Annotated in this window: 15 protein-coding genes; 4 read left to right on the forward strand and 11 right to left on the reverse strand. The window is 53.9% G+C overall.

Annotation, left to right across the window (positions count from 1 at the left end; all coding sequences use genetic code 11):
* Positions 1-40: 40 nt before the first annotated feature.
* The 4 genes from acnD to RC73_RS14820 form a co-directional block, all read right to left on the reverse strand.
* A complete protein-coding gene (gene acnD, locus RC73_RS14805) occupies positions 41-2,632 on the reverse strand; it encodes a Fe/S-dependent 2-methylisocitrate dehydratase AcnD (RefSeq protein WP_039035371.1) in 2,592 nt (863 codons plus the stop codon).
* A gap of 104 nt (positions 2,633-2,736) precedes the next feature.
* Positions 2,737-3,861: a bifunctional 2-methylcitrate synthase/citrate synthase gene (gene prpC / locus RC73_RS14810; protein ID WP_025889866.1), complete on the reverse strand. Its 1,125-nt coding sequence runs from the start codon at positions 3,859-3,861 to the stop codon at positions 2,737-2,739.
* 180 nt (positions 3,862-4,041) lie between these two features.
* Positions 4,042-4,917 (reverse strand): methylisocitrate lyase, encoded by an 876-nt coding sequence (gene prpB, locus RC73_RS14815; protein WP_025889867.1) that lies wholly within the window; start codon positions 4,915-4,917, stop codon positions 4,042-4,044.
* 12 nt (positions 4,918-4,929) lie between these two features.
* Positions 4,930-5,655, reverse strand: a complete 726-nt coding sequence (locus RC73_RS14820; RefSeq protein WP_039035372.1) for a GntR family transcriptional regulator — start codon at positions 5,653-5,655, stop codon at positions 4,930-4,932.
* Between the two features lie 379 nt (positions 5,656-6,034).
* Here RC73_RS14820 and RC73_RS14825 point away from each other — a divergent pair, with 379 nt between their 5' ends.
* Positions 6,035-6,532 (forward strand): DUF523 domain-containing protein, encoded by a 498-nt coding sequence (locus RC73_RS14825; protein WP_052248221.1) that lies wholly within the window; start codon positions 6,035-6,037, stop codon positions 6,530-6,532.
* 72 nt (positions 6,533-6,604) lie between these two features.
* Here the strand turns inward: RC73_RS14825 and RC73_RS14830 are convergent, their stop codons facing one another.
* Both RC73_RS14830 and RC73_RS14835 read right to left on the reverse strand, forming a co-directional pair.
* Positions 6,605-7,543 (reverse strand): acyltransferase, encoded by a 939-nt coding sequence (locus tag RC73_RS14830; RefSeq protein ID WP_039035373.1) that lies wholly within the window; start codon positions 7,541-7,543, stop codon positions 6,605-6,607.
* Positions 7,543-8,439, reverse strand: coding sequence for an acyltransferase (locus RC73_RS14835; RefSeq protein WP_229800130.1), 897 nt, complete (start codon positions 8,437-8,439; stop codon positions 7,543-7,545). Before RC73_RS14835 ends, RC73_RS14830 begins: the two co-directional genes overlap by 1 nt.
* Positions 8,440-8,983: 544 nt before the next feature.
* Between RC73_RS14835 and RC73_RS14840 the strand changes: the two genes are divergently transcribed.
* Positions 8,984-11,302, forward strand: a complete 2,319-nt coding sequence (locus tag RC73_RS14840) for a zinc/cadmium/mercury/lead-transporting ATPase (RefSeq protein ID WP_039035374.1) — start codon at positions 8,984-8,986, stop codon at positions 11,300-11,302.
* 79 nt (positions 11,303-11,381) lie between these two features.
* On the opposite strand, the gene RC73_RS14845 is transcribed toward RC73_RS14840, so the two are convergent.
* The 4 genes from RC73_RS14845 to creD form a co-directional block, all read right to left on the reverse strand.
* Positions 11,382-12,224: a class I SAM-dependent methyltransferase gene (locus tag RC73_RS14845; RefSeq protein ID WP_039035375.1), complete on the reverse strand. Its 843-nt coding sequence runs from the start codon at positions 12,222-12,224 to the stop codon at positions 11,382-11,384.
* Positions 12,225-12,247: 23 nt separating this feature from the next.
* Positions 12,248-12,856: an SAM-dependent methyltransferase gene (locus tag RC73_RS14850; RefSeq protein ID WP_200888000.1), complete on the reverse strand. Its 609-nt coding sequence runs from the start codon at positions 12,854-12,856 to the stop codon at positions 12,248-12,250.
* 121 nt (positions 12,857-12,977) lie between these two features.
* Entirely contained in the window at positions 12,978-13,235 is a 258-nt protein-coding gene (locus RC73_RS14855; RefSeq protein ID WP_039035376.1) for a YjhX family toxin, read from the reverse strand.
* Positions 13,236-13,630: 395 nt separating this feature from the next.
* Complete coding sequence (creD, locus tag RC73_RS14860) at positions 13,631-15,052, reverse strand: cell envelope integrity protein CreD (protein WP_039035391.1); 1,422 nt, start codon at positions 15,050-15,052, stop codon at positions 13,631-13,633.
* 276 nt (positions 15,053-15,328) lie between these two features.
* Between creD and RC73_RS14865 the strand changes: the two genes are divergently transcribed.
* On the forward strand, positions 15,329-16,294 hold the full coding sequence (locus RC73_RS14865) for a DUF3187 family protein (protein ID WP_101095981.1): 966 nt from the start codon (positions 15,329-15,331) through the stop codon (positions 16,292-16,294).
* A gap of 63 nt (positions 16,295-16,357) precedes the next feature.
* Here the strand turns inward: RC73_RS14865 and ubiK are convergent, their stop codons facing one another.
* Complete coding sequence (gene ubiK / locus RC73_RS14870) at positions 16,358-16,612, reverse strand: ubiquinone biosynthesis accessory factor UbiK (RefSeq protein WP_025010065.1); 255 nt, start codon at positions 16,610-16,612, stop codon at positions 16,358-16,360.
* Positions 16,613-16,872: 260 nt separating this feature from the next.
* On the opposite strand from ubiK, the gene rep reads away from it, so the two are divergent.
* Positions 16,873-18,885, forward strand: coding sequence for a DNA helicase Rep (rep, locus tag RC73_RS14875; RefSeq protein WP_039035378.1), 2,013 nt, complete (start codon positions 16,873-16,875; stop codon positions 18,883-18,885).
* The last annotated feature ends 25 nt before the right edge of the window (positions 18,886-18,910 follow it).

Consider the following 18,910-nt stretch of genomic DNA (forward strand, 5'->3'; position numbering starts at 1 on the left):
CCTTGGCTATGGCCGACTTGGTCACGCATCAAGGGCCGGCTTAAACATTGCCCTGCAAGAAGTCCTGCGCGAAACGCTGCAGCACACCACCGGCTTCATAGATGGTCACTTCTTCGGCGGTATCCAGGCGGCAGCGCACAGGTACTTCCACCGTTTCGCCATTGCTGCGATGCAGCAACAGGGTCAGAGTGGCACCGGGAGTGCGCTCGCCGAGAACGTCGAAGGTTTCTGTGCCGTCTATGCCCAGAGTCAGCCTGTCGGTCCCCGGGAAAAACTCCAGCGGCAACACGCCCATGCCTATCAAGTTGGTTCGGTGAATGCGCTCGAAGCCTTCGGCCACAATGGCCTCGACTCCGGCCAGACGCACGCCCTTGGCGGCCCAGTCTCGGCTGGAGCCCTGGCCATAGTCTTTACCGGCTATGATGCACAGGGGTTGCTTGCGCTCCATGTAGGTTTCTATCGCTTCCCACATGCGTACCTGTTGCCCTTCGGGCTCGATACGGGCCAGCGAGCCCTGGATCACCTTGCCGCTGTCGTCCTTGACCATTTCGTTGAACAGTTTGGGATTGGCAAAGGTGGCCCGTTGGGCCGTCAGATGGTCACCCCTGTGGGTGGCGTAGGAGTTGAAGTCTTCCTCCGGCAAGCCCATCTTGGCCAGGTATTCACCGGCGGCGCTGGATGGCAGAATGGCGTTCGATGGCGACAGGTGATCTGTGGTGATGTTGTCACCCAGTACCGCCAGTGGCCGCATCCCCTTGAGCGCACGTTCACCGGCCAAGGCGCCTTCCCAGTAGGGTGGGCGACGGATATAGGTGCTCATTGGGCGCCAGTCATACAGAGGGTCGACCCCATCACCGTATTCCACGGCGATATTGAACATGGGCTCATACACCTTGCGGAACTGCTCCGGCTTGACCGACGACTTGACGATGGCATCTATCTCTTCGTCGCTGGGCCAGATGTCCTTGAGGGTTACGGCGTTGCCGTTCTGATCTGTGCCGAGTGGGTCTTTCTCTATGTCGAAACGCACAGTCCCTGCAATGGCGTAGGCCACAACCAAAGGTGGCGAGGCCAGGAATGCCTGCTTGGCATAAGGGTGGATTCGGCCATCGAAGTTACGGTTACCGGACAATACCGCGGTGGCGTACAGATCTCTGTCGATCACTTCCTGCTGGATTTTGGGATCGAGCGCGCCGCTCATGCCGTTACATGTGGTACAGGCGAAGGCGACTATGCCAAAGCCCAGTTGTTCCAGGTAAGGCAATAGCCCTGCCTCGCGCAGATAGAGGTCCACCGCCTTGGAACCGGGTGCCAGAGAGGTTTTGACCCAAGGCTTGCGTACCAGGCCTTTTTCCACTGCGTTGCGGGCGATAAGACCGGCGGCAATCACGTTGCGTGGGTTACTGGTGTTGGTACAGCTGGTGATGGCGGCAATGATCACAGCGCCGTCCGGCATCAGGCCTTCTTGCTGCTCTACCTTGCCGGCAATGCCTTTGGCGGCCAAGTCGCTGGTGGCCAAACGGGCATGCGGGTTGGAAGGACCGGCCATGTTGCGCACCACGGAGGAGAGATCGAACTCCAGCACCCGTTCATATTCGGCGCCTTCGAGGCTGTCAGCCCACAGACCCGTGGTCTTGGCATAGTTCTCCACCAGCGCCACCTGCTCGTCATCACGGCCGGTGAGGCGCAGATAATCTATGGTTTGCTGATCGATATAGAACATGGCGGCAGTGGCGCCATATTCGGGAGTCATGTTGGAGATGGTTGCCCTGTCACCCAGGGTCAGGCTGGCGGCGCCTTCACCGAAGAATTCCAGATAGGCACCCACCACCCGCTCTTTACGCAGGAATTCGGTCAGCGCCAGCACTATATCCGTGGCGGTAATGCCGGGAGCGGCCTTGCCGGTCAGCTTGACGCCGACTATGTCCGGCAGGCGCATCCAGGAGGCACGGCCGAGCATCACGCTTTCGGCTTCCAGACCACCCACGCCTATGGCGATCACCCCGAGGGCATCCACGTGTGGCGTGTGGCTGTCGGTGCCGACACAGGTGTCAGGGAAGGCTACGCCGTCGCGGCTCTGGACCACGGGGGACATTTTCTCCAGGTTGATTTGGTGCATGATGCCGTTGCCGGGCGGGATCACATCGACGTTTTTAAAGGCCGTCTTGGTCCAGTTGATAAAGTGGAATCTGTCTTCGTTGCGTCTGTCTTCAACGGCGCGGTTTTTCTCGAAGGCATCCGCTTCAAAGCCGGGGTGTTCCACCGCCAGAGAGTGATCCACAATCAGCTGGGTCGGCACCACAGGGTTAACCTTGGCCGGATCGCCACCCTTGTCGGCGATGGCATCACGCAGACCGGCCAAGTCAACCAGTGCTGTTTGGCCGAGAATGTCGTGACACACCACCCGCGCCGGGAACCAGGGGAAGTCCAGATCCCGTTTGCGTTCGATAATCTGTTCGAGGAAGTCGTTGAGCCTGCCGGGCTCGGCGCGGCGTACCAGGTTTTCGGCCAACACCCGTGAGGTGTAGGGCAATTTGGCATAGGCTCCGGGGCTGATGGCCTCGACTGCGGCGCGGGTATCGAAATACTCGAGGCTGGTGCCGGGCAGGGGAATTCGGTAATTGGTATTCATGAGTTCTGTCCACTGAGAAGCAACTGCAAAAAGAGCCGGGCCCCTGCTTAATTGGGTGCCCGCTCTTGCTCATTCATCTGGCGGCCCTTTGGCCACCGCCGGGATCAACGCTCGCTGAGAGGCGTCACCTTGCGTGGCTCAACCCCAACATAATCGGCACTCGGGCGGATAATGCGGTTGTTGGCGCGTTGCTCCATCACGTGCGCGGCCCAGCCGGTGAGGCGGGAGCAAACGAAGATGGGGGTAAACAGCTTGGTGGGGATCCCCATGAAGTGATAGGCACTGGCGTGGAAGAAGTCGGCGTTACAGAAGAGTTTCTTCTCTTCCCACATCAGGGCTTCACAGGCGACAGAAACGCGATAGAGGCGATCATCACCGTATTCTTGCGCCAGCTTTTCCGACCACTCTTTGATGATCACGTTGCGGGGGTCTGACTCGCGGTAGATGGCGTGACCAAAGCCCATGATCTTCTCTTTGCGCTCCAGCTTGCCCTTGAGCACTTCGCGGGCATGGTCTTCATCGCGCATATCCTGAATCAGCTCCATCGCCGCCTCGTTGGCGCCGCCGTGCAGAGGGCCGCGCAGTGAGCCAATGGCGCCCGTGATGCAGGAATGCATGTCAGACAGGGTAGAGGCGCAAACCCGGGCGGTGAAGGTAGAGGCGTTGAATTCGTGCTCGGCGTAGAGGATCAGTGACACATCCATAACCCGGGCATGCAGGGCAGATGGAGCTTCGCCGTGCAGCAGGTGCAGGAAGTGGGCGCCTATCTGGTCGTCATGGGTTTCTGTGTCTATACGCACGCCGTCATGGCTGTAGCGATACCAGTAACAGATGATGGAAGGAAATGCCGCCAGCAGACGGTCGGCCACTTCACTCTGCTCGGAGAAATCTTTTTCGGTTTCCAGGTTACCCAGCATGGAGCAACCGGTACGCATAACGTCCATAGGATGGGCATCGGCCGGGATCCGCTCCAGCACCTCTTTCAGTGCCTGTGGCAGGCCGCGCATGCCTTTGAGTTTCTGACGATAGGCCGCCAGTTGCGTTTCGGTGGGCAGTTCGCCGTAGAGGATCAGGTAGGCCACTTCCTCGAAGCTGACGTTTTCGGCCAGATCTTTGACGTCATAGCCGCGGTAGGTCAGGCCTGAGCCGGACTTACCGACTGTGCTCAGTGAAGTTTCGCCTGCGCTTTGGCCGCGTAATCCGGCGCCGCTCAGTTTCTTGTCAGTCATAATGCATTCCCTCTTCCGTTACACTCTTGTCAATTTTGTTGGCCAGCCATGGCTGGTCTGGTATGCGGTTGCCTTTTTCAGCGCTCTGGGGCGCTGTGTAGGGTGGCAACCCCGGGTGTTTCATGGGCAAACCCTGTAACCGGCGCATCTGCGCCGGTCAATCATCCCTGGATCCAGCCGTTACTTTTGGCTGAACAGCTCATCGAGCTTGGTTTCGTAGTGGTGGTAGCCGAGGAACTTATACAGCTCTTCGCGGGTTTGCATGGCATCGACCACATTGCGTTGATGACCGTCGGCCATCAGTGCCTGCATCACTTTCAGGGCGGCCAGGTTGGCGGCGCGGAAGGTGCTCAGTGGGTAGAGCACCATGTCGGCTCCGGCTTCGGCCAGTTGTTCCTTGTTGAACAGTTCTGTCTTGCCGAATTCGGTCATGTTGGCCAGGATTGGGGCGTTGACGGCCGCCTTGAATCGACGGTACTGATCCAGCTCGGTCAGCGCCTCGGCAAAGATCATGTCGGCCCCTGCCTCGATATAGGCCTGGGCGCGTTCGATACCGGCATCCAGTCCTTCCACGGCAACCGCGTCTGTGCGGGCCATGATGACGAAGTTCTCATCTGTGCGGGCATCCACGGCAGCCTTGATACGGTCAACCATCTCTTCGGTGCTGACCACGGCCTTGTTGGGTCTGTGACCACAGCGCTTCTGTGACACCTGATCTTCCATATGCACGGCGGCGACACCGGCCTTTTCAAACTCCTTGATGGTGCGGGCAATGTTGAAGGCGCCGCCCCAGCCAGTGTCTATGTCGACCAGCAGCGGCAGTTCGGTGGCCGATGTGATGCGGCCGGCATCGATCAGTACATCGTTCATTGAGGTCATGCCGAGATCCGGCAGGCCGTAAGAGGCGTTGGCGACACCGGCACCGGAAAGGTACAGGGCCTGAACACCGGATTGCTCGGCCATCAGGGCGAAATAGGCATTGGTGGTTCCCACGATTTGAAGTGGCTTGGCCTTGGCCAGAGCCTGGCGGAATCTGAGTCCTGCGCTGCGAGTCATCTGTTTGCTTCCTTATATTGAGTCCAGGGCGGCATGCTCCGCCTGAAGCTGTTTGAGTCTGAGTTCGGTATTGCGCCGTCCCTGTTCGATATGACGGCGCATCAGCAAGCCGGCCAGTTCGGCATCGCGCTGGGCTATGGCTTCGACTATGCGTCTGTGCTCGGCGATGGCTTTGACCGGGCGGTTCTTATTGGTGCATTGATAGCGATACATTCTCAGTAGGTGATACAAGCCGCCGATCAGGGTTTCTTGCAGGTGCTTGTTACCGCTGGCGCGGATGATCTGGTAGTGAAAGTCCACATCACCCTCTTCCTGAAAATAGGTATCGCCTTCTGCCAGCGCCGCTTCCTGACGGGCCAGTAGTTGCCACAACTGGCTGAGCTGCTCATCGGTTATCCGTTTGGCGGCCAGTTCACAGGCCATGGCTTCCAGCGTGCTGCGCAGCTCGTAGAGGTCGTTGAGCTCGGCCACTGTCATGGCGGCGACTCTGGCGCCCACATGGGGGATGCGTACTACCAAGCGCTGACGCTCGAGGATCTGCAAGGCCTCGCGGGTTGGACCGCGGCTGATACCGTACTTGAGTGCCAGCGCCTGTTCGTTGATCTTGCTGCCGGGGGCCAGCTCACCCTTGATGATGCTGGTTTGAATTTGCACCAGAATCTGATCCACCAGGGTACTGCTCTTCTCCGAAGTGGTTTTATCGACGCTGTTTTTGTCCAACACAGGTGCCTGAGTCACTGGTTAAGTTTTGCTCGATTGTTGACTATGGTTCGACATTAGATGTGATCCAGGTCATTGTCAACAATCTGCTTACCTAGACGTAAGTCTAATATTTTGTGGTATTTGCTCTTTAAGTTTTTACTAAACAAAGCCTTAGCTATTATTTTAAAACTTGCTGTTAGCATGGGTTTACACTTGCCATTGCAACTATTGTCGACAATCTTGTTTTAAACAGTTTTCTTAATGGGCGACTGATAGAATGCTCCTTGTCAGCGGCAGACAAGGAAAAGAGGGGGAAGCTTGGTATCCGTAACAGTGTTTTCCTGACTGTGGGACGTTGAATAGGGAGAGTCGTCCGAGTGATGAGAGAGGCAAGAATGACAAGAGTGAAAAAAGTATGAGCGCAGAAATCATCAGCACAGCAAAACCGAATCGGATATTGATAAGCGCCTGTTTATTGGGGCAAGAGGTACGCTATGACGGTGGCCATAACCTGCTCAATGATGCCAGAGTGCAGCTATGGCAGGCCCAAGGACGGCTGGTGCCTTTCTGCCCCGAGTGCGCCGGTGGCTTGCCGACACCCAGAGCACCGGCCGAACAGATACAGGGACGAGTGCTGACCTGTGACGGTGAGGACGTGACCGAGGCCTTTGAGCTAGGCGCCGAGTTGGCACTGGCCAAGGCACAGCAACAGCAAGTGGTTGCTGCCATTCTCAAGGCCCGCAGTCCTTCCTGTGGCAAAGGCCGGGTTTACGATGGCAGTTTCTCCCGCCAACTCATAGAGGGCGACGGCGTGACCGCCGCCTTGCTGATGCGCCATGGCATTCAAGTGTTCAGCGAGTTTGAGTTGGACGCCGTTGAGAAGTATCTGACTGAATGCGATAAAAGTGCTTGAGTCGAAATACTCAGTTTTAAAATAACAATGCCGGGCTTAGACCCGGCATTGCTTTGTCTTCGACAATCACTGTCAGTGGCTTTTTTGTGCCAGCTTACGGTAGTCGTCGGCAGGTTGGTATTCGGCCAGTAGTTGATCGATTTGGGCATCCTTTTGTTGCCAGATGTCATTGAGCCAACGCTGAAACTCGACCCTGTACTCTGGTTCGCTGAAGTAGCGAACAGAATCCACCTGCGGCACAGGCAGAGCCTCAATTCGCACCACTATTTTGTGCACTTTACCCTGCATCACTGCACCGAGAATATCCTTGGGAGCATCGGGATAAACCACAGTCACGTTCAACAAGGCATCAAATTGCTCGCCCATGGCCGACAGGGTAAAGGCGATGCCACCGGCTTTTGGCCGCAGCAGGTGTTTGTAGGGGGATTTTTGCCTTTGTCGTTTGTCTTCGGTGAAGCGACTGCCTTCCACATAGTTGATGATGGAAGTGGGCAAGTCTTTGAACTTTTCACAGGAGCGCCGGGTTGTTTGCAGATCCTTGCCCCTGAGCTTGGGGTTCTTCTTCAGCTTTTCCGGGCTGGTACGGTTCATAAAGGGCATGTCCAGCGCCCAGCAACCCAGGCCCATGATGGGAACATACAGCAGCTCTTTCTTGAGAAAGAACTTCAGCATGGGAATGTTGTTGCGCAGGATATAAGTCTGCGCGGCAATATCAAAGCCACTGAGGTGGTTACTGATCAGTAGATACCAACCATCCGGCTTGAGGCTTTCAAGCCCCTGCACATCCCATTCGACCTTGGCTATCAGGTGCAGTATACCGCCATTGCAACTGGCCCAGGCCCACATGAAACGGTTCATTAACCGGGTCATGGCGATACGGCCACTCTTCCAGGGCAGCAACAATTTGAACAGGCCGCCGATACACACCAGCGAGCCCCAAACGGCGGTGTTAATGATCAGCAGGCTCAGGCTGAGAATAAACAGCACTGGCCCGGGCAGGAAGTGTAACATCAGGAGTCCCCTTGAGAATGGTTTGCCTTGGCGGCCAGTCGCTCCAACACTTCATCCTTGTGCTGCCAGAGGGCGTTCAGCCGCTCCTGGAAGGCTTGTTTGAACTGGCGATCATTGGCGTAGTCACCTCGCATCCCCGGGTCTATCTCCTTGACCTCCAAGTGGAGGTAAACCTCAGGTAGACGGCCGCTGATATAGTCCCAAAAACTGGGGATCTTGCCGGGGTAGTAGATGGTGACATCCACCAGTTTATGGATCTGTTCGCCCATGGCCGACAACGCAAAGGCCATGCCGCCGGCCTTGGGTCTTAGCAGGTGTTTGAACGGTGAGTTTTGCTTCTGGTGCTTGCTGGGCTGAAAGCGGGTACCTTCGACAAAGTTCATCACGCTCACCGGCTTGTGCTTGAACTTGGCACAGGCCTTACGGGTAATTTCAATGTCTTTGCCCCTGAGTTTGGGGTTCTTTTTCAACTCGGCCGTGCTGTAACGTCGCATAAAGGGGAAATCCAGCGCCCACCAAGCCAGCCCAAGTACCGGGACGTAAATCAGCTCTTTTTTCAGGAAGAACTTGAGAAAAGGGATCCGCCGATTAAGCAGTCGCTGCAGGATCAGAATATCGACCCAGCTCTGGTGGTTGGCTACCACCATATACCACTCCTGCTCTGATAGCTCCGGAAGCTCATCTATATGCATCTTCAGCGGATGAAACAGCTTTTCTATGCCGCCGTTAACACTGATCCAGGCGCTGGCACAGATGTCCAGAAAGTGGCTGCATAGGCGTTGCAACGGCTTAATGGGAAGCAGTTTTAACAGGCTGCCCAGTAGAATTGGCAGGCTCCAAAACAGGGTGTTGATAACATAGCCGCTAAAGGCAAGACAACCTCGGATCAAGGACAACTTGGGCTCCCTCAGGATCATAAAAAAGAAAAATCGACCGACTATGTTAACCGCAGTCGCCACCAGGCTTCAATCTTAAGCTGGCGTTGACAGGGAGTTAGGGCCTGCTTACTTAACCCTGAAATAGTTGACTTAACCAATATCAGAGGCATAAGTTGCGCCATCTGTTCTTTGCTCTGTGTTGAAGATGACTTGCAATGCAGTGTCTTCCAGTATTTTTCTGAGCCTCTTTCAGTATGTTGCTTTGTGGTGAAACAGCGCCTGTATCTTCAAATCCCCGGCGCATTTTTGGTGGAAGACGGTTGACTGTCAAGCGCAACACTGATGGCGGTAAATGGGACAATCGGCGCCGTTATAGGCTAGGACGGCACGGTGATTATGGCTGGTTAATTGATAGTGGCTTGTAGGCCGGGCAAATACTTTGGTCCAGCTGCTTGACTCTGGAGCTTACTCCAAGCTTTACACTCCTTGGCAATAGCAAACGGCCCGGATAGTCACATTTGAGTTCCGCGGCATCATTTGAGCCATAGCGCGAGGCACAGTTATGAGTCATTCCTGTTGTGATCCCAAATCTACTCCCGAGACAGTGAAGGCGGGGGCTAAGGACCCGGCAAATTGCACAGATAGCCAGATAGCCGGTAATGCCGTTGGTCATTCCAACGAGCATTCTGGCTGTTATTCAGCTTGTTGCCATGATCATCATGAGTCCCATCAGGCCGACTCTGCTACCGAAATAAACACTGTCCGGCTTGCTCAAGGCGAGCAGCATCAGTGGCAAATCCTCGGTATGGATTGTGCCAGCTGTGCCCGTAAAGTCGAGACTGCGGTTTCCAGGGTGAGCGGTGTTTGCAGCGCCAGGGTGGTATTTGCCACCGAAAAGCTGCTGGTGGAACTGACGCCCGGCGTTTCACCCCAAGGCATAGTCGATGCTGTGTCTGCGGCCGGCTTTAAGCTTAAGCAGCAGACCCAAGCAGGTAAGGAAGGCCCAAAACCCGGCTCGGCGAGCCGGCTTGGCAAATACTGGCAACCCAAATACTGGCAACCTTTGTCACTGGCACTGTTAATGTTGCTGGCGGCTCTGGCGCCTGCGAGTATCAGCACCAGTCTGTTCACTCTGGCTACAGTTTGGGGGTTGTTGCCTATTGCCCGCAAGGCCTGGGCCCTTATTCGCAGCGGCACCCCTTTTGCCATTGAAACCCTGATGACTGTTGCCGCCATAGGTGCCTTGTTGCTGGGCGAAACGGCCGAGGCGGCCATGGTGTTGCTTCTGTTTATGCTCGGTGAGCAGCTCGAATCGTTTGCGGCCGGTCGCGCTCGCGCCGGAGTCAGCGCCTTGATGGCATTGGTGCCGGATAAGGCATTGAGGTTGCAAGATGGCCAGAGGCAAGAGGTGGCCGCATCAGAGTTGCGCCCAGGCGATATTATAGAAGTTGCGCCTGGGGCACGCCTGCCGGCCGATGCCGAACTGCTTGATGCCTTGGCGGCATTTGATGAAAGTGCCCTGACAGGAGAATCTATCCCGGTCGAAAGGATTAAGGGCGAACGGGTCGCCGCCGGCTGCCTGGCAGCCGACAGGCTGGTAAAAATGCAAGTTGTCTCCGAGCCCGGCAGTAACGCCATAGACCGCATCCTGCATTTGATTGAAGAGGCCGAAGGGCAGAGAGCACCGATAGAGAGATTCATCGACAAATTCAGTCGCTGGTATACTCCAGCCATCATGCTGCTGGCCGTGATGACAGTGCTGTTGCCGCCTCTGCTGTACGCCGAACCTTGGGAGCAATGGATCTACCGTGGCCTGACACTGTTGTTGATAGGTTGCCCCTGCGCCTTGGTGATTTCGACGCCGGCGGCGGTAACCTCAGCGCTGGCGGCCGCAACCCGTCAGGGAGCCTTGATTAAGGGCGGCGCGGCATTGGAAGCACTGGCACATGTCGATACCGTCGCCTTCGATAAGACCGGCACCCTCACAGAAGGTAAACCTGAAGTCACCTTGGTGGAGAGCCTCACAGAGCAGGATGCGACCAAGTGGCTCAGGGTGGCCGCCGCCATTGAATTGGGCTCACACCATCCCCTGGCACTGGCGATAGTCAATCATGCCAAAGAGCAGCGGTTGGAATTGCCAGGCGCAGAAGCTATTCGGGCTTTACCCGGGATGGGCGTTGAAGGACGAGTCGATTCGCAAAACTGGCGACTGTTGGCCCCTTCAAGGCTGCAAAACCTAGCTCCTGAGTTGCTGCAACGCGTCACAGAACTGGAACAGCAGGGGCAAACCCTGGTGGTACTGTGTGATGCCGAGCGGGAGCTACTTCTTCCTGTGGCCATTATTGCCCTCAGGGATCAGCTGCGCGCCGAAGCCGCCGAAGCCATAGCCAAGCTACGCCGTCTCGGTATCGACAGTATAATGCTGACCGGTGACAACCCAAGAACCGCCAAGGCGATTGCCGAGGAGCTGGCCATCGATTGGCGCGCCGGGCTGCTGCCGGAAGATAAAGTTTCTGAGGTGGCGGCATTGGCCAAGCACCGTAATGTGGCCATGACAGGAGATGGAATTAACGATGCCCCGGCAATGAAGCGAGCCAGTATTGGTATTGCTATGGGCGGCGGAACCGATGCCGCGCTGGAAACCGCCGATGCGGCCCTGACCCATAATCAGTTGGGAGGGGTGGCAGCAATGATCCACTTAGCCAGGGCAACCCTGAGCAATATTCGCCAGAACATAGCTTTGGCGCTGGGGCTGAAGGCGATTTTTCTGGTGACCAGCTTGCTGGGGATCACCGGCCTCTGGCTGGCGGTGATGGCCGATACCGGCGCAACTGTGTTGGTAACCGCCAACGCCTTGAGGCTGCTTAGAAAGCGCTACTGAAATGTATTGGTGTTGATAACAATAAAAAGAGGAAGGTACCCGTAGACCTGAGCACCTTTCTCTTTCAAACGGACTCAGGTCATGCCTTGGAGCATGCCATTAGGGTGTAGAGCTTGCCCTCAAAGGTATTGCTGCTGGGCCGCACTGCAGTGTCTATCCGCTGAATATTGTTGAAGCCGCACTCGTTTAACAACTGCAGATATTCCTCATCTTGCCAAGCCTGCATCCGGCTGCCGAATCGCGTCACCTTGCCGTTTTCTTCAATCACCCAAAACAGTGTGGAACTGGTTTGGAGTGCCTCGTCCCAAGCATGCTCCGTCAGCAGCAAGTGGGGAGCATCGAGAAATAGGCCCTGTGAATGCCTTTGCCAGCTTGGCTCAGCCTGTCCCTGCCGTTTGACTTCATCAAAGCTGTGAACTTCTACAACAAGCTTGCCATTCGGCATCAGCCAGTTTGCACAATGCTTGAGTAAGTTCTTGGCATCCGCTGCGCTGAAAACATTCAGCTCACCGAAGGTCATCATGATGAAGTCAAACTTCTTGGTCGGCCGGTAGCTTCTGACATCCTGCAGTTGATAGTCGATATTCAGTCCAGCCGCCTGCGCTTGTTGTTGGGCGTAGGTTATAGAGGCTGGTGAGAAGTCGACGCCGGTGCAGCAAAAGCCGCGCTTTGCCAACAATTGAGTGTAAAAGCCGGGGCCACAACCCAGATCCAGCACTTGTGCGCCAGGAGCCAGTTGGCTGTAGAGCCAATTCACCTGGCGCTCAATCACCGCCAGTTTTCTACTGGCCCAATCGTGCTCCTGGCAGAGGTGGTTTTTCAGCATTCGCTGGCTGAAATCGGCATTATTCCAGGGAATTTTGCTTTCGTTCGGCGACAGCCTTATTGGCAAATGCTGGCTGATTAGCTTATTGATATTCATACATTTCCTTGCTTTTCTAAAGCTTACTTGTGTATGCGGCCTGTCATTTTGGTAAAGTTGAACCACTGGCCGTTTTCGGCGGCCATCATCTCGCGATCCCGTACGGCATAAGGGTTGTCGCATGCCAACCACTCCTGCCATGCCTGGGTGCACTGCCCGCTCTCTTCGCACTGCTCCATCTGTAAAAATGCGCTCTGTTGCCAGAGTTGCATCCACCAGTCGACGGTGAAAAAGTTCATCCCAGGCTGCCACCAGGGGGTCAGCTCAGGGGCAACGCTTTGCTGCAGTGGAAAAGGCTTTTTCAGCCCGGGCACCACTATGGCGACCTGGCCGCCCGGCTTGATAAAAGGGGCGAGGTGGGTGTCAAAAAACGCTGAACTGGCACCAAAGTAGTGGTAGGCATCGATAGACAAGACAGCATCGAAACTGTTTTCTGCAAATGGGGCATGTCCCGGCCGCATCTGGGTTACGTCAAAGTTCACTGCCGTGATCTTGTCTTTCACGCCTGCGGCCTTGAATCTTGCCTGATTGTCTTCGGCCGCTATCCAAAGATCCATAGCGGTGACTTCGAGGTTGAAGGCCTTTGCCAGATAGATGGAGGTGATGCCTGTGCCACAGGCCAAGTCCAGCACCCGCATCCCTGGTTACAGTTGCAGTGACCGGCAGACTTCTTCGGCCAGCAGCAGGGCGTTGGGACCCATCATGTTGCTGTTGATATAGTCACGGGAAAATAGTGTATTCATCTTTCTTTCCTCAACGGTTGTCCAGTTGGGCGCGCACATTGTGCAAGCCGGTCGTGGTTATGCGATAGGGCTGACCTTTGACAGATTTGATCAGTTTTTTGGCTTTGAGCTTTTTGAAAATGGCGAGGGTACAGTCGCAAAGAACAAGCCCTTCGCGGCTATAACATTCAACGGCTGTGACGCGACCTGAAGTGTCGCGGAAATAACAAATGCGTCCGCCTTTGGCGAGGACGTGCAGGGTACGTTGTTCCTGACGGGATATATTCATACTGGATAAACTCGATAATCATCATGAGCAAAACATGCGGGCACTTGTCAGTGTCCACCTTTGATTTACGCGCATTGATAATCAGACCGGCCTTGGAAGGTCAGTTAACTGATTATCTGATGATTACAATCTCCAGCATTAATGCCTCAATGAGAGTTGAAAGTAGCTTTACTGCTTAATTTTTACCACTGAGGATGTTAGGTGTAAATCAGCCGCTTGGGGAACTGTGATTTTAGGCTATTTTTCGTTCAGGGTTATAACGGCAATACTAGGTCACTGATGAAGCTCATGTTTTGAATTGAAAGGCGCTCAGGTAAACGTGGGCTTATTCGTTTATCTGAGCGCCTTTGCATATTTGCTGCTTGGTTCAACTCTTAGGTTAAGTCCAGTGGGAACTACTCCTCGATTTGTTGGTGGCGGGTGAGGTACATAAGTATCAGCATTATCAGTACCAGCAATCCGGTTCCCATCAAGAGGGCGTAATCTTCCAGCTGGAGTATGGAGTAGAGTACACCGTAGAGACTTGCCAACATGGCGGCAACTATCGCTCCTTGGCGCCGACTACCACTGGCGCTGGCAACATACAGCGGAATGCTGAGCAGGGGAACCGTAGCTGCCACCAGATAAGCGGTTAAAAACAGCAGGTGTTCCGACAGCGACAGCAGTAATAGATAGAAGAGGCACATGGCACCACCCACCATCAGATACTGTACTGCGCTGAGGCGTGACTTGTTGCCCAGCTCGAAGATCAGCAGCAGTATGTAGGTCAGCAAAATAAAGAGTATGCCGTACTTGAGCGACCTTTCTATCTTGCCGTAGTGAGTCACGGGTTCGAACAGGGTGACACTGGCACTGATCTCGGTGAGATCCCGGCCATCACTGGCGCGGAACACCTGAGGGAAGTTGCGGCTCAGATGACTTATCTGCCAGTTGGCATCAAAACCTTCAGTGCTGAGATTACGGCTGGCGGGCAGGTAACCCTGAAAACTGGGATGTGGCCAATCGGCATGGATATCTATCTGGCTCAGTTCCGCCAGTGGCAGTACCTCCAAGCCCTCAGAACCTCTGAGGCTGAGCTGGAATGTCAGTTGGTATTCTCCTTGGCTCGGATCAAGCGCTATGGTGCGATGAAAGCCGCGGCTAAGGCCGCCTGTGTTATCCAGACCTGTACCTGACATCAAGCTGGGCATGCCTGGCTCACCAGCCAGATTAAAACGGCTGACAGTTTCAATAGCCTGGTTGGCTGAAACGCCGAACACCAAGCGGGCCTGGTTATAATCAAAGCCGAGTAGCCCTGGGATATTTATTTTAGGCAGTTCGAAGTCGGCCCGGCCTTTGACTTGGCCCAGATACACGAGTGACTGATAGATGCCGCGATGGCGGAATTCATGTTTAAGACCGGCATCGAGCGTCATGCCTTTGGGCAGGATCAAGAGTTCATCGCTGTAGACCTGACGACTGCGGTGTTGTTTGCCGTCGATATTGCTGTCGGAGATCACTTCGTAGCGAAATGGCAGTACCAAAACCGGACCGGCCAAGGTTTGGGCATCGCCCCAGGTATGGCCGATCTCACGCACCACTTGGCGATAGAGGCTTTCTCTGTCCTGGCTGAGATCCTGGATCATTCCAAGTGGGATCAATGACAACAGACCCACCATGGCCACCGCAAATAGCTTAAGAGTTAATTTGGATTTGAGTTGAGGCAGCGCCGTGTGACCATTTTGTTTCTTCATTAGGCTTTTCAGCAGTAGATAAGCCCCGAAACCTATGGCTCCAAGCAAGGTCAGCGCTATTAGCATGAGGATAACTTGAAATATCATGAGGTATGTTCCTTTAACCTACTCGTGGCAGCATTAAAGCAGATTTGGCTGGAGATATCATGACAAGTCACTGATCAATAGTGGCAAAATTATGCCTATACCAAATTGGAGAAATATTGAATTAGGTTTACTTGAATAACGCCGACAAGTGAATGGTTTTACTGTCACATTTATTGTGACAATGTGGTCATGATTGAATCATCTATAATGAGTGTGAATCGATGCTGCAGTCATTTAAAATAACCGACCATGTGAATTGGTATGATGACTCTTATGAAGTACTTCTCTAAAGCTTGTTGGTTGCCGATTTTTTTCAGTCTGCCCCTGCATGCTGAACTGGCCGATTTTGACGACTATGGGCCGCTCAGGGTCTATGCCCAGTCTCCTCTGCAGTCCAGCAGTTTGACCCCCATGTTGCGTTCGGGCTTTTCCATGGCAAAGGGACAAAAAGAGTGGTATCTGACCGGTAATATGGCCAGCGTCTGGGCCGAGACAGAAGATTATCTGGCTGACTATTATCACAACTCTTTAACCGGTGGTCTCAAGTGGCAAATCGATGACCGTTGGATGTTGGACGCCAACTATACTTGGCGTTTCAGTGGTAACAACCATTTGGATTCACTGACAATGTGGTTTCACGATGCTTTCGGTTTTGATCAGAATGGTCGTGACCATCAGCCACGAAATCAGAATCAGATCTACTCCAAGCAACATAATGTGAATATCAGCGATTTTGGTGGTGAGACCCTAAACAATGCCTTCAACATTTATCTCGGGTATCAGTTGCTGCAGAATGAGCACCATGGCCTGTCTGTTGGGGGGAGCCTGTATTACAACTATGTGGGCTCGGGGCCTTTCGCCAATGAAAACTTTGAGCAGGCGTTGCAGCTGAATTACAGCTATCGCAACGGACGGCATAATTTCCATTCAACACTTGGCTTGAGTTTCCGTGAGGACGAAGAGGTACTGTCGGACATGCCTTATAAGTCCAATGCTTTGATGCTTGGGCTGGGTTATGAATATCGTGTTGGTCGTCATGGCTGGATGCTGGAGTATCACAGGTACGAAGGAATGACAGAAGCGGATGATGACTTCTCTGAAGCTTCAAATGAAGCTGTGCTGGGCTACCGCTATTATCTGGATCGCAGTGCTATAGAGTTTACTGTGATTGAAAACTTCCTCAATATGGATAACAGCACGGATATCGCCTTTACTTTGGGCTATCGGCATATGCTTTAATTTAGCTGTGTTGAAACATAAGGCCGCTCATGAGCGGCCTTATCTATTTTGGGGTGAGATGGGTTACTCAGCCTGCTCAGCTTTGGCTTCCAGCGCTTCGACTCTGGCTTGCAGGGCTTCCAATTTTTCCCTGGTTTTCAGTAACACGTGTTGCTGCACTTCAAACTCTTCCCGGGAGACCAGATCCAGCTTCAGCAATTGGTGTTGCAGTACTTGCTTGCTGCGTTCTTCAAACTCACCGGCAAATTGCTTCAGCCCAGAAGGCAGGTTTTCGCTCAGCTGTTTGGCCATTTCTTCGATTTTCTTGGGGTTGATCATCTCTTTAATCCACTGGCAAGGTTTTAACTGATTGTAACTTATAGGCTGCATTGAACCCAAGGCTAACCTAAGGAAGATGCGAACCCGTCCCATGAGTGCTCTGCTTTGGCTTACAGACCTGGAAGCAAGAATTGGAGCTCAGCAAATGGCCCAGGTCCTTTGCCAGAAGTTTCCCTAACGGGATTTGGGGGCTGTCTCCGGCATTGATTCTGGTATGATCCCTGCTTCTAGAGTGTCCTTGTGTGAGATATCGATAACCCATGAAACTTAATCCTGCCCAGAATGAAGCCGTCCATTATGTTTCCGGTCCCTGCCTGGTATTGGCTGGCGCCGGTAGTGGCAAGACCCGGGTTATCATCAACAAAATAGCCCACCTGGTGCAGAAGTGTGGTTATCAGGCCAAGCATATTGCCGCAGTGACCTTTACCAATAAGGCTGCGCGGGAGATGAAAGAGCGGGTGGCTCAATCCATGGGCCGCAAGGAAGCCAGGGGACTGTGGATTTCTACCTTTCATACTCTGGGGCTGGAAATTATCAAGCGTGAACACAAGACATTGGGCCTCAAGGCCGGCTTCTCTTTGTTCGATGATCAGGACACCTTGGCGCTACTCAAGGAGTTAACCCAGGACGAGCTGCAGGAGGATAAAGATCTGCTGCGGGCGCTGGCGACCATGATCTCCAATTGGAAGGGGGGCTTGGTGATCCCGGATCACGCCCGCAAGATAGCCAAGGGTGAACAGGAGCAACTGTTTGCACTCTTGTATCAACGTTATGCCCAGCATATGAAGGCTTACAATGCGTTGGACTTTGACGACCTTATCCTGCTGCCAACTCTATTACTGCGGCATAATGCCGATGTCAGAGCCCGTTGGCAGGCACGGATCCGTTACCTGCTGGTGGATGAATATCAGGATACCAACACCAGCCAGTATGAACTGGTTAAATTGCTGGTGGGGGAGCGGGCGCGTTTTACTGTGGTAGGCGATGATGACCAGTCCATCTACTCCTGGCGTGGTGCCAAGCCGCAAAACCTGGTGTTGCTGGGTAAAGACTTTCCCGAGCTCAAGCTCATTAAGCTGGAACAAAATTATCGCTCCAGTCAGCGAATATTACGGGCGGCCAATATTCTGATCGCCAATAATCCCCATGTGTATGATAAGTCGCTGTTCAGTGAGTTGGCCTATGGCGAGCCGCTGCGGGTACTGTTTGCTGCCAATGAAGAGCAGGAAGCCGAACGGGTGGTGGCCGAAATCATTCGCCATAAGTTCATGGGCAAGACCAGCTATGGGGAATATGCCATCCTTTATCGGGGGAATCACCAGTCCCGCTTGCTGGAACGGGCGCTGATGACCAACCGTATCCCCTATAAGCTCAGTGGTGGCACCTCATTCTTTGCCAGAGCCGAAATCAAGGACATCATGGCCTATTTGCGTTTGGTGGTGAATCCGGATGATGATAACGCCTTCCTGCGTATCGTTAACCTGCCCAAGCGTGGGATTGGCCCGGCAACCTTGGAAAAACTCGGGAATTTTGCCAACCAGAAACATATCTCCATGTTTGAGGCGATTTTTGCTCCTGAATTGAATCATCACCTGCCTCCGGCGGCTATGGGCTCACTCTATGAGTTTGGTCGCTTCATTGTCGATACCGGTGAAATCGCTCAGCGGGGTGAGGGAGTTGATGCTATCAAGCAGTTGATCCGCAAGATAAACTACGAAGATTATCTCTACGAGACTAGCACCAGTGCCAAGGCCGCTGAGATGCGGATGAAAAATATTTCCGAACTGTATCGCTGGGTGACGGAGATGTTGGCCGGTGACGACCTGGATGAGCCCATGAGTCTGCCAGACGTGGTTAATAGGCTGACGCTCAGGGACATGATGGAAAGAAACAATGAGGATGAAAGTGGTGATCAGGTGCAGTTGATGACGCTGCACGCCTCAAAGGGGCTGGAGTTTCCTTATGTGTTTATGGTGGGGGTGGAAGAACGAATTCTACCGCATCAGACCAGCATAGATGAAGATAATGTCGATGAAGAGCGGCGTCTGGCTTATGTTGGTATCACCAGGGCTCAAAAAGAGCTGTGGTTTATGCTTTGCCGTGAGCGGCGCCAATTTGGCGAAACCATGCGCTGTGAGCCCAGTCGCTTCTTGATGGAGCTGCCTCAGGATGACTTGGTCTGGGAAAATCGCAAGCCGCAGCAGAGTGAGCAGCAAAGGATGGAAACCGGTAAGGCTAACATCGCCAATCTGCGGGATATGTTCAAGAAGTAAGGGTTAGAGCCGGTTTCAAAACACG

Source organism: Shewanella sp. ECSMB14102, assembly GCF_000813075.1.
Classification (GTDB): domain Bacteria; phylum Pseudomonadota; class Gammaproteobacteria; order Enterobacterales; family Shewanellaceae; genus Shewanella; species Shewanella indica.

Bases quoted from the DNA above. Each gene is read 5' to 3' on its own strand.
- acnD (WP_039035371.1), bottom strand. From the start codon at position 2,632: ATGAATACCAATTACCGAATTCCCCTGCCCGGCACCAGCCTCGAGTAT.
- prpC (WP_025889866.1), bottom strand. From the start codon at position 3,861: ATGACTGACAAGAAACTGAGCGGCGCCGGATTACGCGGCCAAAGCGCA.
- prpB (WP_025889867.1), bottom strand. From the start codon at position 4,917: ATGACTCGCAGCGCAGGACTCAGATTCCGCCAGGCTCTGGCCAAGGCC.
- RC73_RS14825 (WP_052248221.1), top strand. From the start codon at position 6,035: ATGAGCGCAGAAATCATCAGCACAGCAAAACCGAATCGGATATTGATA.
- RC73_RS14830 (WP_039035373.1), bottom strand. From the start codon at position 7,543: ATGTTACACTTCCTGCCCGGGCCAGTGCTGTTTATTCTCAGCCTGAGC.
- RC73_RS14840 (WP_039035374.1), top strand. From the start codon at position 8,984: ATGAGTCATTCCTGTTGTGATCCCAAATCTACTCCCGAGACAGTGAAG.
- RC73_RS14845 (WP_039035375.1), bottom strand. From the start codon at position 12,224: ATGAATATCAATAAGCTAATCAGCCAGCATTTGCCAATAAGGCTGTCG.
- RC73_RS14855 (WP_039035376.1), bottom strand. From the start codon at position 13,235: ATGAATATATCCCGTCAGGAACAACGTACCCTGCACGTCCTCGCCAAA.
- RC73_RS14865 (WP_101095981.1), top strand. From the start codon at position 15,329: ATGAAGTACTTCTCTAAAGCTTGTTGGTTGCCGATTTTTTTCAGTCTG.
- ubiK (WP_025010065.1), bottom strand. From the start codon at position 16,612: ATGATCAACCCCAAGAAAATCGAAGAAATGGCCAAACAGCTGAGCGAA.
- rep (WP_039035378.1), top strand. From the start codon at position 16,873: ATGAAACTTAATCCTGCCCAGAATGAAGCCGTCCATTATGTTTCCGGT.